The organism is Dactylosporangium sp. CA-139066 (assembly GCF_050936175.1).
Classification (GTDB): Bacteria; Actinomycetota; Actinomycetes; order Mycobacteriales; family Micromonosporaceae; genus Dactylosporangium.
This window is the reverse complement of record NZ_JBNJNH010000002.1, coordinates 2,090,270-2,102,306: the sequence shown is the minus strand read 5'-3', so window position 1 is coordinate 2,102,306 and position 12,037 is coordinate 2,090,270. Positions and strand designations below refer to the sequence as shown.

Annotated in this window: 10 protein-coding genes and 2 pseudogenes; 3 read left to right on the top strand and 9 right to left on the bottom strand. The window is 72.0% G+C overall.

Annotated elements, in window-relative coordinates; translation table 11 throughout:
* Nucleotides 1-107: 107 nt before the first annotated feature.
* The 3 genes and pseudogenes from ACQEVU_RS54455 (at nucleotide 108) to ACQEVU_RS54445 (ending at nucleotide 3,369) form a co-directional block, all read left to right on the top strand.
* Nucleotides 108-1,034, top strand: coding sequence for a sigma-70 family RNA polymerase sigma factor (locus ACQEVU_RS54455; protein ID WP_433338955.1), 927 nt, complete (start codon nucleotides 108-110; stop codon nucleotides 1,032-1,034).
* A gap of 169 nt (nucleotides 1,035-1,203) precedes the next feature.
* Nucleotides 1,204-2,091, top strand: a pseudogene (locus ACQEVU_RS54450) (DUF5667 domain-containing protein); the annotation flags it as partial.
* A gap of 351 nt (nucleotides 2,092-2,442) precedes the next feature.
* Entirely contained in the window at nucleotides 2,443-3,369 is a 927-nt protein-coding gene (locus tag ACQEVU_RS54445) for an HAD family hydrolase (RefSeq protein ID WP_433338953.1), read from the top strand.
* Between the two features lie 322 nt (nucleotides 3,370-3,691).
* On the opposite strand, the gene ACQEVU_RS54440 is transcribed toward ACQEVU_RS54445, so the two are convergent.
* The 9 genes and pseudogenes from ACQEVU_RS54440 to ACQEVU_RS54400 all read right to left on the bottom strand — a co-directional run bounded on the left by ACQEVU_RS54440 (nucleotide 3,692) and on the right by ACQEVU_RS54400 (nucleotide 12,020).
* Nucleotides 3,692-4,552, bottom strand: coding sequence for a lysophospholipid acyltransferase family protein (locus ACQEVU_RS54440; protein WP_433338951.1), 861 nt, complete (start codon nucleotides 4,550-4,552; stop codon nucleotides 3,692-3,694).
* Nucleotides 4,545-5,618 carry an NAD-dependent epimerase/dehydratase family protein gene (locus ACQEVU_RS54435; RefSeq protein ID WP_433338949.1) on the bottom strand — a complete coding sequence of 358 codons (1,074 nt, stop codon included), beginning with the start codon at nucleotides 5,616-5,618 and terminating at the stop codon, nucleotides 4,545-4,547. Before ACQEVU_RS54435 ends, ACQEVU_RS54440 begins: the two co-directional genes overlap by 8 nt.
* 87 nt (nucleotides 5,619-5,705) lie before the next feature.
* The gene (locus tag ACQEVU_RS54430; RefSeq protein ID WP_007465623.1) at nucleotides 5,706-5,807 is read right to left on the bottom strand and encodes a 30S ribosomal protein bS22; all 102 of its coding nucleotides are present in this window, start codon (nucleotides 5,805-5,807) and stop codon (nucleotides 5,706-5,708) included.
* A 108-nt stretch (nucleotides 5,808-5,915) separates the two neighbouring features.
* Entirely contained in the window at nucleotides 5,916-6,131 is a 216-nt protein-coding gene (locus tag ACQEVU_RS54425; RefSeq protein ID WP_033363444.1) for a helix-turn-helix domain-containing protein, read from the bottom strand.
* Between the two features lie 114 nt (nucleotides 6,132-6,245).
* The gene (locus tag ACQEVU_RS54420; RefSeq protein ID WP_433338946.1) at nucleotides 6,246-7,430 is read right to left on the bottom strand and encodes an ABC transporter permease; all 1,185 of its coding nucleotides are present in this window, start codon (nucleotides 7,428-7,430) and stop codon (nucleotides 6,246-6,248) included.
* Nucleotides 7,430-8,101: pseudogene (locus tag ACQEVU_RS54415) on the bottom strand (ABC transporter ATP-binding protein); the annotation flags it as partial. The gene ACQEVU_RS54420 and the pseudogene ACQEVU_RS54415, both read right to left, overlap by 1 nt.
* On the bottom strand, nucleotides 8,098-9,450 hold the full coding sequence (locus ACQEVU_RS54410; protein WP_433338944.1) for an efflux RND transporter periplasmic adaptor subunit: 1,353 nt from the start codon (nucleotides 9,448-9,450) through the stop codon (nucleotides 8,098-8,100). The gene ACQEVU_RS54410 and the pseudogene ACQEVU_RS54415, both read right to left, overlap by 4 nt.
* A 27-nt stretch (nucleotides 9,451-9,477) precedes the next feature.
* The gene (locus tag ACQEVU_RS54405; RefSeq protein ID WP_433339766.1) at nucleotides 9,478-10,992 is read right to left on the bottom strand and encodes a basic secretory protein-like protein; all 1,515 of its coding nucleotides are present in this window, start codon (nucleotides 10,990-10,992) and stop codon (nucleotides 9,478-9,480) included.
* A 107-nt stretch (nucleotides 10,993-11,099) separates the two neighbouring features.
* A complete protein-coding gene (locus ACQEVU_RS54400) occupies nucleotides 11,100-12,020 on the bottom strand; it encodes a proline dehydrogenase family protein (RefSeq protein ID WP_433338942.1) in 921 nt (306 codons plus the stop codon).
* Between the last annotated feature and the right edge of the window lie 17 nt (nucleotides 12,021-12,037).

Sequence of the window (12,037 nt, the reverse complement as noted above, 5' to 3'; positions counted from 1 at the left end):
AACTCAACCCATTTGTTGTGATCATCCCATTTGTTGCGAGTTGACACCCCTCACCCCGAGGAGGCCCAAGTGCCCGCGATAGCCGTCTTCGTAGTGGTTTGCGACGCATGAGCGGTTACCAGCACGTGTTCAATGCCGAGCACGCTCTCGCCGGTGGGCTGTCGATGCTGCGCGACTCGATGCGCGACATGTTCAGCACGGTGATCCGCGGCGAGGGAGGGAGTGTGCCCCGCACCCGCGGGCGCCCACACACCAACGAGGCACCGGCGCGGCCGGGCCCGGCCCCGAACACGAGACCCAACGCCGGGATGAACGGCAAGCCCGCCGGCGGCGCCGGCGCGGGCCTGCTCGGCGAGGAGACGGTGCCGATCCCGGCCGACATCCTGGGCGGGGGTGGCACGGACACGCTCATCGAGACCGGGCCGCGCGAGCCCGTCCCGCCGCAGCCGACGCGCCCCGAGCGCGGCGACCCGGCCTCCGAGGTCTGGGCGCTCATCGAGCGGGCCCAGGCGGGCGACGGGGCGGCATTCGGCCTCCTCTACGACCGGTACTTCGACACGGTCTTCCGGTTCGTGTACTTCCGGGTCGGCAACCGCCAGCTCGCCGAGGACCTGACCGCCGACACGTTCCTGCGCGCGCTCAAGCGCATCGGCAGCTTCACGTGGCAGGGTCGCGACCTCGGTGCCTGGCTGGTCACCATCGCCCGGAACCTCGTCGCCGACCACTTCAAGTCCGGGCGGTACCGCCTGGAGGTCACCACCGGCGACGTGCTCGACGCCGACCGCCCGGACCGGGGGCCCGAGGGCAGCCCCGAGGCGGCCGTGATCGACCACATCACCAACGTGGACCTGCTCAAGGCGGTCAAGCAGCTCAACCCCGAGCAGCAGGAGTGCATCGTGCTGCGGTTCCTGCACGGGTTCTCGGTTGCCGAGACCGCGCAGACCATGAACAAGAACGAGGGAGCCATCAAAGCGTTGCAGTACCGTGCGGTACGCGCGCTCGCCCGGCTGCTGCCCGACGGATTCCAGCCGTGACGGCTGTCACCTTCGGTTACAGTGCCCCGGCGGGCGCCGTAACCAGCCTCCGCCCTGCACCGTTGGTCCTGATGCGACCGCCGGCATGGCGCACGGCGGACGCGGTGGCCGACCATCCCGCTGCCCTGCCGCGCCTGAGTGACGCGATCAGCGAAGGGGGGTGCCTCAGGTGACTGGCTCCGTCTTCCATCGTCGACGCGCTGAGCGGTTCGCCCAGCTACTCGACGAGCCCGCAGGGGCAAGACGGCATCGCATGAGGTCCACGGTCGACGACTCCCTCACCGACCTGGTGTCGGTGGGCCAGCGGCTCGCGGAGCTGCCGGTCAGGGTGGAGGCGCAGCCGGAGTTCCGCGACGGTCTACGGGCCATGCTCATGGCCACGATCGAGCGCGAAGGCATCGGGGTCACGGCCAAAGAGCCGGAACCCGAGCCGGTGCGCCGGCTGGGCCTGCGCTCGCTGAGCCGCCCCGCGGGCAGCCGGCCAGCTGTCAGCCGCCGCACCCGCACCCGCGGTGCCATCGTGGTCGGCCTCGCCGCCGGCACGCTGGCCCTGTCCGGGATGTCGGCCGCGAGCGGCGACGCGATCCCCGGCGATGCGCTCTACTCGGTCAAGCGGTCCACCGAGAAGGCCCAGCTCGCGCTGGCCGGATCGGACATCAGCAAGGGCCAGCTGTACCTCGAGTTCGCCCGGACCCGCCTCGACGAGGCCCAGGCCGTCAAGGACCCGACGGGGCTCACGTCGGTCCTGGACGACATGGACGGCGAGACCCTCGAGGGCGTACGCCTGCTGACGGCCACCGCGGTGGCCCGCAAGGACACCGCCGCCCTCGACGCGATCGACGGCTTCGTGACCAACCAGCGCGGCGCCGCCGAGAAGCTCAAGACCTCGACCACCGGCGACGCCCACACCCGGGCCACCAAGTCGGCCACCCTGCTCGACGAGATCGACCGCCGCTCGAAGGCGCTGCGCCCGCTGGTCAAGTGCGGCACCCCCGCGGTGAGCACGCCCGACTCGCTCGGCCCGGTGCCCGTCACCGGCGCCTGCAAGACCCCCGGCAAGTCGGGCGGCAACGGCTCCAACAGCACCGGCACGCAGCCCGGCGCCCCGGCGGCCAGCGCGCCCGCCGACCGCTCCGGCACCGCCCCCAGCGTCAACTCGACGGCCACCGAGTCGACGCCCGCCCAACCGAACAGCGTCGTCGAGCAGCCCTCGCCGACGCCCTCGAAGACGGAAAAGGGCGGCCTGCTGGACTGGCTGCTGCACTGATTCAACCCAGCGACACGTTCGCGACATGACAGGGCCCGGTGAGCGTCACCGGGCCCTGCTGCTCTTCGATGCCGGTACGGTTGGTCAGTCGCGTCGTATCCGGCGTCGCACCACACCCGCCTTGCCGAAAGGAGCAGACACATGCCGATCCGCCCCTCAGCGCTACGACGCCGCCGACCGAGCGGTCGCATTGTCGCCTCCGGCGCCGGCTGGGCAGCGGCCGAGGTCGAGGCCGCCCTGGAGATTCCCTCCGACGCCAGCGCCGCCGCGTTCTTCGACGTCGACAACACGATGATGCAGGGCGCGTCGATCTACTACTTCGCCCGCGGCCTGGCCAAGCGCAAGTACTTCACCAGCCGCGACCTCGCCCGCTTCGCGTACCAGCAGGCCCGCTTCCGCCTGCTCGCCTCCGAGCACGCCGGCACCGTCTCCAGCGCCAAGACCGCCGCACTCGCCTTCATCGCGGGCTGGAAGGTCGACGAGATGGAGCGCCTCTGCGAGGAGATCTTCGACGAGCTCATGGCCGACCGCATCTGGTCCGGCACCCTGGCCCTGGCCCAGCTGCACGTCGACGCCGGCCAGCGCGTCTGGCTCGTCACCGCCGCCCCGGTCGAGCTGGGCCGGATCATCGCCGCCCGCCTGGGCCTGACGGGCGCGATCGGCACGGTCGCCGAGATCGAGGACGGCGTCTACACCGGCCGCCTGGTCGGCGACCTGATGCACGGCCCGGAGAAGGCCTCGGCCATCACGACGCTGGCCCTGGCCGAGGGCCTGGACCTGACCCGCTGCGCCGCCTACAGCGACTCGATCAACGACGCCCCGATGCTCTCCACGGTCGGCTACGCGGTGGCGGTCAACCCGGACCCGTCGCTGCGCCGCGAGGCCCGCAAGCGGGGCTGGGAGATCCGCGACTTCCGCACGGGCCGCAAGGCCGCGAAGATCGCCGTCCCCGCCGCCCTGGCCACCGGCGTCGTGATCGGCGGCATGGCCACGTTCGCCGCGATGCGCAAACGCCGCCGCCGCGCCGCCCCCGCAACTCCCCCGGCCCCGCGCAAGCCCACGGCCTGACCACTCCCGCCGCCTTCGTCAGCCGCGCCCCGCCCGTCCGCCGAGCGCGGCTTACCGCGATTCGCCGCTCCCGACCGCTCCCGCCGCCTTCGACAGCGACGCCCCGACCGTCCGCCGAGCACGGCTTACCGCGATTCGCCGCTGCCGAGCCGGTCTCTTACCGCGCGAGGCGGGCATTTGCGACAAGTCGGGCGCTGTCGCGCCACGACTTGTCGGATTTATACCCCGTCAGGAGATAAATGCGATAAGTCGTGGCACGAAGTGCCCGACTTATCGGTTCTGCCCCCGACGAGCGGGTTGCCAGCAGCACTCCGCCCGCGATCTACGCGGAGAAGGCGTCCGGGCGGCGGTCCAGCAGCTTGTAGAGCGTCTGCTGAATCGTCTCGCGCACCTGGTCCGCCAGGTTGAACACGACCATCGGGTCGTCGGCCGAGTCCATGTAGTCGTCCGTCGGGATGGGCTCGCCGAACTCGATCATCCACTTGCTCGGCAGCGGCACCAGACCCAGCGGGCCCAGCCACGGGAACGTGGGGGTGACCGGGAAGTACGGGGCGCCGAGCAGCCGCGCCAGGGGGCGGATGTTGGCGATCATCGGGTAGATCTCCTCGGCGCCGATGATCGAGACCGGGACGATCGGGGTGCCGGTGCGCAGCGCGGCCGAGACGAAGCCGCCCCGGCCGAAGCGCTGCAGCTTGTACCGCTCGGCGAAGGGCTTGCCGATGCCCTTGAAGCCCTCCGGGAACACGCCGACGAGCTCGCCCTCCGACAGCAGGCGCTCGGCGTCCGGGTTGCAGGCCAGCGTGGCGCCGGACTTGCGGGCGACCTCCGACAGGAACGGCATCCGGAAGACCAGGTCCGCGCCGAGCAGGCGCAGGTGGCGGCGGGCGTTCGTCTCGTCGTGGACCGCGACCGAGAGCATCAGGGCGTCGAGCGCCAGCGTGCCCGAGTGGTTGGCGACGACCAGCGCGGGGCCCTCCTTCGGCACGTGCTCGGTGCCGAAGACCTCGGTGCGGAACCACTGCTTGTACAGCGGCCGCAGCATCGGCAGGAACACGCCGTCGGTCAGATGGCGGTCGAAGCCGAAGCCGTCGATCTCGTACTCGCCGGTGAGCCGTTCGCGCAGGAAGGCGAGCGCGCCGGCGACCCGATCGTCCCACACATCGGGAAGACCAGGGTCAGTCATGGCCACTCTCCAACGCGGCCCGGGCCGCTCGCGTCCGGCGAAAACCTTCGAGCAACGCCTGCTCCACCGTGCGAATGGTAACCGCGGGCAGCGGCTCGCGCTCGCGGCGGCTGGCCACGAACTCGCCGAATGCCTCCTTGGTCGTCCGCGGGGTGAAGCCGAACTCGCGGATGAGGTGCGAGGTGTCGACGACCCGGCCGTGTACGAACAGGTCGAGCTGGTCCAGCGTCACGCCGGCGCGGCCGAGGCCGGCCAGCGCGTTGAGGCCCGGCTCGAGGATCGGCATGGTGACCCGCCCGGCCCGGCGCACCGCCTGGGACAGCGTCAGGGTCCCGGCCCCGGCGACGTTGAACGTGCCCGGGTGGTCCTCGATGACCGAGCGCACCAGCACCTCGAACGCGTCGTCGACGTGCACGAACTGCAGCCGCGGGTCGCGGCCGAGGACGGTCGGGACGACGGGCTGGGCGAAGTACCGCGTCAGGCGCGTGTCCACGGCGGAGCCGATGAACGGCGCGAAGCGCAACACCGTGGCGTGCACCTCGGGGCGCCGGCGGCGGAAGCCGCGCACGTACCCCTCGATGTCGAGCACGTCCTTGGCGAACCCGCCCCGGGGCACCTCGCGGGGCTCGGTGTCCTCGGTGAAGATCGCCGGGTCGCGGAAGGAGGCGCCGTACGCCGCCGTCGACGACCGCACGATGAGCTTGCGCAGCCGGGTCGCCTGCTGACAGGCGGCCAGTAGCTGCATCGTGCCGATGACGTTGAGCTCCTTCATCGCCGCGCGGCCGCCGTGCTGGTCGGTCGCCGTGGCCACGGCGAGGTGGGCCACCGCCTCGACGCGGGCGTCGACCATCACCCGCAGCACCCCGGGGGTGCGCAGGTCGATCTGGTGCACGTCGATCTTCGGACCGGCCGCCGCGAGCACGTCGGCCAGCGCCTCGGCGGGCGCCGAGGCGTCGATGGCGATGACGCGGCTGACACGCTCATCGGCGGCGAGCCGGGCGGCCAGGTGAGCGCCCAGATAGCGGCTCACTCCGGTCACCAGCACGACGCTTGGCGGCGCGCTCACGCGACTCCGATCGCGGCAGAAGCCATGAAAAACCGGGCGGCCCGGCCCCCGAAGGAGGGACCGGCCACCGAGTGACGAGCCGGAAGGCTACTTGCCGAGACGACGACGCTGGACGCGGGTCTTGCGCAGCAGCTTACGGTGCTTCTTCTTGGCCATACGCTTGCGGCGCTTCTTGACCACCGAGCCCATACGAGCATCTCCTCGATACAGCGGAACGCGTGCCATCGCTGGCACGCCAAAGACATGGTTAGCCGTTCAAGGGTAGCCGTACCGCTGCTGGATCGGAAAACGACCCCGCTATGCGGTCTCACGGAACGCTTCGCGCAGGTACGCGTCGACCGCGTGCTCGGGGACCCGGAACGACCTTCCGACGCGGACCGCGGTGAGATCGCCGGCATGGACGAGGCGGTACACGGTCATTTTCGACACCCGCATCAGGGTGGCCACTTCGGCCACGGTCAGGAACCTGACCTCGCCCAACCGGCCTTCGGTGGTGTGGGGCGTGCTCGACATCGCGACCTCCGACCAGCGTGCTCGCCTCGTTACTCAATCAGCGTGTTACCAGTACGGTAGCGGTACTGCTGTGACTTGCACCCCTGGTTCGTCGGAATCTTTCCCCTGACTTGATCATTCGGTCCGCAGCGCAACGACCGGATCGAGGCGCCCGGCGCGCTGGGCGGGCACCACCCCGAAAATGATCCCGACGCCCGCGGACACCCCGAACGCGAGCGCCAGCGACCACCAGGTGATCGCGGCCGGCACCGGCGAGAGCGCGGCGACGATGAGAGCGGCGCCGATGCCCAGCGCGATCCCGATGAACCCGCCCAGCGTGGTCAGCAGCACCGCCTCGAGCAGGAACTGCACGCCGATGTCCCGCGGCCTGGCCCCGACCGCCTTGCGCAGGCCGATCTCCTTCGTGCGCTCGCGCACCGACACGAGCATGATGTTGGACACCCCGACCCCGCCGACCAGCAGCGAGATGCCGGCGATCGCGGCCAGCACGCCGGTCAGCACGCCGAGGATGTCGCCGAGCACGCCCAGGATCTGCTCCTGGGTCACGGCGCTGAACTGGGTGCCCGGGTGCCGGCGGGTCAGCTCGGCGATGATCCGGGCCGACAGGTCGCCGATCTCGTCGCGGTTGGGCGCCTTCACCGCGATCCCGTCGACCCGGTTGGTCGACAGCAGCCGCTGCGCGGTGGTGATCGGCACGTGCACCTCGTTGTCGCGGTCGATGCCGAGGCTCTGCCCGAGCTGCTCGAACACCCCGAGGACCCGGAACCGCACGCCGGCGATGGTCAGCTGCTGACCGACGGCGTCGCGGTCGCCGAAGAGCTTGTGGGCCACGCTCCAGCCCAGCACGGCGACGCGGCGCTGGGTGTCGACGTCGGAGCGGGTGAGGTACGTGCCGCGGGCCAGATGGCGCACGAAGACGTTCGGGGTGGTCTCGATGACGCCGTTGATGCTGGCGAAGGTCTCGGCGTTGCCGGCCGCCACGGTCTCGCCCGAGGCCACCGTCACCGCGACCCGGCTGCGGTCGCCGACGATCTTCGACACGGCGTCGACGTCGGAGAGATCCATCCGCGACACCGAGGGCGCCGACCCGATGTTGACCTCGCCCGGCACCACGATCAGCAGGTTGGAGCCGAGCCCCTCGACCTGCTGCTCGATCTCGTTCTTGGTGCCGGTGCCGATGGCGACCAGCACGACGACGGCGGCGACGCCGATGATCACGCCGAGCATGGTGAGCGCGCTGCGCAACCGGTTGGCCCGCAGCGCATCGATCGCGACCCGCCACGCCTCCGCGAGCCTCATGAGACGATCTCGCCGTCGCGCATGACGATCTGCCGGTCGGCGCGCGCGGCGACCTCGCGGTCATGGGTGACGATCACCAGCGCGACGCCCTGGTCCCGGTTGAGGTCCTCCAGCAGCGCGAGCACCGCCTGGCCGTTCTTGGTGTCGAGGTTGCCCGTCGGCTCGTCGGCCAGCAGCACCTGCGGGTCGGTGACCAGCGCCCGGGCGATGGCGACGCGCTGCTGCTCGCCGCCGGAGAGCTGGTTGGGGCGGTGGTCGAGGCGATGCCCGAGACCCACGCGCTCCAGCATCGCTACCGCACGGCGGCGACGTTCGCCGGCCTTGATTCCGCGGTACACCAGGGGAAGCGCGACATTGTCCACCGCGCTCGTGCGGGCGAGCAGATGAAAGGACTGGAAGACGAAGCCGATCGTCTCGTTGCGCAGCCGCGCGAGCTCCTGCGGGTCCAGGCGGGCCACGTCGCGGCCGCCGATGAGCAGCCGGCCCGACGTCGGGCGGTCCAGCCCGCCGAGTAGGTGCATGAGCGTCGACTTGCCCGAGCCCGACGGCCCGATGATCGCGACGTAGTCGCCCGCCCCGATGGTGAAGCTCACGCCGCGCAGCGCCGGGACGGTGACCCCGTCCAGCGCGTACTGCCGCGCCACGTCCTCCGCGACCAGCGCCGCCGTCATTGGGGCAATTCCATGCCCTGCTTGACCTTGTCCGTGCCGCGCACGACGAGGTGGTCGCCGTCGGCGATGCCGCTGAGCACCTGCACCCGGTCCTGTCCGGCGACGCCGATGCTGATCGGCTGCTGCACCGCCTTGCCGCCGCGGACCAGCCAGACCACGTCCTTGCCGCCGACGTTGAACACCGCGGCGGCGGGCACCGTGACCGCGTCCTGGATCGAGCGGACCTGCAGGTGGGCCACGGCGTTCATGCCGGGCCGGGGCGACGGCGCCGCCCGCCCGTCGTCGTACCGGCCGGCCGCCAGCTTCAGCCGCGCCCGGTAGGCGACGCCGCCGCGGGCGGAGGTCGTCGGCAGGATGTCGGCCGAGGTGACGGTGGCCTCATAGGCGGCGCCCGGCGCGGCGTCGAGCTCGACCCGCGCGGTCACCCCGGGCTGGACGAGCAGCACGTCGGTCTCGTCGACCTCGGCCATCAGGCCCAGCTCCGAGACGTCGACGACGGTCAGCACGGCCGTGCCCGCCGCCACCCGGCCGCCCACCGGTACGGCGGGGTCGACCCCCGGCCCGGACGCGCCCGCCCCGCCGCCGCTCGACGCGGCCGCGGGCGCCTGGCCGCCGGACGCGGCGCCGATGAGGTCGGTGATCGACGGGGCGCTGGCCGCCGAGGTGCCGCCGAGCTGCACGACGCCGGCCACCGGCGCCCTCAGCGTGAGCTGGTCGACCGTCGACTGTGCGAGGTCGTACGCCGACTGGGCCTGCGCGAGCTGCGCCTGGGTGAGCGCCGACATCGCCTGCGAGATGCTGGCGAGGCCGCGCTGGACGCTCTGGATCACCGCGCGCGCCGAGGCGGCCGCCTCCTGGTACGTCCGCTCGGCGAGGTCGATCTGGGCGGTCAGCGTCGTGCGTACCGCCACATCGGCGATCTGCCCGGCGGCCGCCCGCGCATCGGCGAACGCCTTCGCGGCCGCGTCGTCGGTCCGCTTCTGCTGCGCGGAGAGGTTCTTCACCCCGACGCCGCCGCCACCCGAGCGCTTCAGCGCGTTGAGGGCGTCGCCGGCCTCCTTGAGCCGCTGCTGGGCCGAAGGCGAGTCGATCACGGCGAGGATCTGGCCCGCGGCGACCGTGTCGCCCGGCTTGACGCTCAGGCTGGCCAGCGTGCCGTCGGCGGCCGCGGTGAGCGTGGCGGCGGCCCGGGCGGTGACCGTGGCCGGCGCATCGACGACCTCGACCACGTCGCCGCGGCCGGCGCTGCCCACGCCGATGCCGTCGTCGTGACCGGTACAGGAGGCGCCGGTCAGCGACACCAGGATGAGGATGGCCACGGCCGTCGTGCGCGGGGGGACGCGATGCACGCTGGCAAGTTTAGATACGTCGTCGCCCTACCCGCGGCCCCGGACGAACCGGGCGCAATCAGCCTGCACGTCGTCCCAGCTCACGCCGAACGCCTTGGGGGCCGCGTCGGACAGGGCCAGGCCCTGCCGGGCGGCGTAGTCGAAGAACTCCAGCAGCTTGTCCTCGCCGAAGCGGTCGGCGATGCGCTGCAGGGACAGGTACGCCACGCCGTAGCGCCCGCTCACGTCGGCGGTCGTGGCCCCGTCCGGCGGGTCGTCGAGGTCGATCTCGCCCTTCCAGTGCCCGCTGCGCACGTAGGTGCGCACGTCGGAGACCTGGTCGAAGGACTTGCCGCTGCCCTTGACCCGCACGTACTCCGCGATGCCCTCGACCAGCCACCACGTGTGCTCGTACGACTTGTCGACCCCGGCCAGCGTCACCACGTGCGTGAACTCGTGGCGCAGCACGTCGAGGGTCTGCTTGGTGTCCACCCGCGCGGCGTTGAGCACGATCTCGGTCACGCTCGAGGTGAGCGGCAGCGCGAAGCCGGCGACCCAGGACTCCTGACGGATGCCGTACCACGACGACCACTCGTCGGGCCCGGCCAGGTACACGACATAGCGGGCCGGCGGCGGGCCCCAGCGGGCGAAGGTGTCGGTGAGCGCGGCCGCCTTCTCCGCGGCGGCGAGCATCGAGGGCAGCCGCGAGGCGTACTTCGGGGTCGTCGACATCAGCACCCGGTCGCCGACGGCGGAGCGCAGCTCGCTCGCCTCCCACGGCCGCGGCCCGAGGTCCTTGGCGGTGCCGAACTCCAGCAGCGTGACCGACTTGCCGGAGACGCTCCACTTGGTGGTGGTCTCGAGGCTCATCGGGTCGCAGGTGGCGACGACGAAGCAGTACTTCACCAGCACGCTCGCCGTCGCGGTGCCCCCGCCCTCGGTCTTCGCCCGCCCCTCCAGCGCCGGCTGCCAGAGCTTCACCTGTAGCTGGCGCAGCGAGGCGAACCGGCGGGCGAGGTCGTCGCGCAGCGGGCCGGCCGACGGGTCGACGATGCGAAGAAACGCGTCCTGGTCGCCGGCGAGCAGGGCCGCGCCCTGGTCCTCCAGCGCCTGCCGGATCCGGCCCTCGAGGGTGTTCGGCGCCGGGCCGCGGCTGGCCCCCGCGCCGTTGCGATCGGCGGCCGGGTTGGTCCGCCCACCCGTGCCGCGCCCGTCGACGCCGGCGAGGCCCTGCCCGGCCGCGGCCGGCGCGAGCTCGTCGCGGACCGTGGTGTACGCGAGTGCGGCCGGCGGGGCGAGCAGCAGCGCGGCGAGCGCGCCGATGAGGGCGACGCGCAGGGTCGTGCCGCGGCGAGGGGCCGCCTCGGCGTATCGAGCCGGTCCGACCGGCGTCTCGCGCTGGTCCGGTCCGACGGGCGTCTCGCGCTGGTGCGGGATGGCCGGCGTCTCGCGCTGGTGCGGGATGGCCGGCGTCTCGCGCTGGTGCGGGATGGCCGGGACGGTTGCGGTCTCGGCGGCGCCGCCGCGCGAGGCGCCCGCGGGCCGCCAGCCATCACCTTCCATCACTGCCGGACCGTACGTGAACCGGTCAAGTCGGCGCGTCGCCCATACGGACGAGAACCGGCGGGACGTCGGACAGGAGCCGCATCCCGCCGTCGGTCAGCTCGTTTTCAGCGGCGCGATCGCAGGGCCCTGGCCAGGAAGCCGAGGTTGGCCGGGCGCTCGGCGAGGCGTCGCATCATGTACGCGTACCACTGCGTGCCGTAGGGCAGGTAGACCCGCACGGTGTAGCCCGCGCGGGCGAGGCGCAGCTGCTCGTCGGGGCGGACGCCGTACAACATCTGGAACTCGAACTCGTCGGGGCTGCGGTCGAACCACTTCGCGCGGTCCTCGCCGATGGCGACCAGGCGGGGGTCGTGGGTGGCGATCATGGGGTACCCGCCGCCGGACATCAGCACGTTGAGGCAGCGCACGTAGGACTTGTCGACGTCGATGCGGGTCTGGTACGCCACCGACTCGGGCTCCTTGTAGGCGCCCTTGCACAGGCGCACCCGTGAGCCCTCGACGGCCAGTTCGCGGCAGTCGGCCTCGGTGCGGCGCAGGTACGACTGCACGACCGCGCCCGTGGTCGGGAACTCGGTGCGCAGCCGGGCCAGCACGTCCAGCGTCGAGTCGGTCGTCCTGTGGTCCTCGGCGTCGAGCGTGACCGTGGTGCCCGCCTCGGTCGCCTTGGCGCAGATCGCGCGGGCGTGCTCGAGCGCGACCTTCTCGTCGAAGACCTGGCCGAGCGCCGAGAGCTTGAGGCTGACCTCGGCGGCCGGGGTCAGCTCGGCGGCGTGCAGCGCGTCGAGCAGCTTCAGATACTCATCGCGGGTCGCCTCGGCCTGATGGGGGTTGGTGGTGTCCTCGCCGAGGTAGTCGATGGTGACGGCCAGGCCCTCGGCGGCCAGCTCGCGAGCGCGCTGTAGCGCCTCGTCCGCGTGCTCCCCGGCGATGAATCGGCGCACGATACTGCGGCTGACCGGGGCGGTTTCAACGAGCCGCTCGACCCTGTTTGAGCGGGCGGCGGCGAGAATTGCCGATCTGAGCATGTGCCGAGCGTAGACAG

Bases quoted from the DNA above. Each gene is read 5' to 3' on its own strand.
- ACQEVU_RS54455 (WP_433338955.1), top strand. From the start codon at position 108: ATGAGCGGTTACCAGCACGTGTTCAATGCCGAGCACGCTCTCGCCGGT.
- ACQEVU_RS54445 (WP_433338953.1), top strand. From the start codon at position 2,443: ATGCCGATCCGCCCCTCAGCGCTACGACGCCGCCGACCGAGCGGTCGC.
- ACQEVU_RS54440 (WP_433338951.1), bottom strand. From the start codon at position 4,552: ATGACTGACCCTGGTCTTCCCGATGTGTGGGACGATCGGGTCGCCGGC.
- ACQEVU_RS54430 (WP_007465623.1), bottom strand. From the start codon at position 5,807: ATGGGCTCGGTGGTCAAGAAGCGCCGCAAGCGTATGGCCAAGAAGAAG.
- ACQEVU_RS54425 (WP_033363444.1), bottom strand. From the start codon at position 6,131: ATGTCGAGCACGCCCCACACCACCGAAGGCCGGTTGGGCGAGGTCAGG.
- ACQEVU_RS54420 (WP_433338946.1), bottom strand. From the start codon at position 7,430: ATGAGGCTCGCGGAGGCGTGGCGGGTCGCGATCGATGCGCTGCGGGCC.
- ACQEVU_RS54405 (WP_433339766.1), bottom strand. From the start codon at position 10,992: ATGGAAGGTGATGGCTGGCGGCCCGCGGGCGCCTCGCGCGGCGGCGCC.
- ACQEVU_RS54400 (WP_433338942.1), bottom strand. From the start codon at position 12,020: ATGCTCAGATCGGCAATTCTCGCCGCCGCCCGCTCAAACAGGGTCGAG.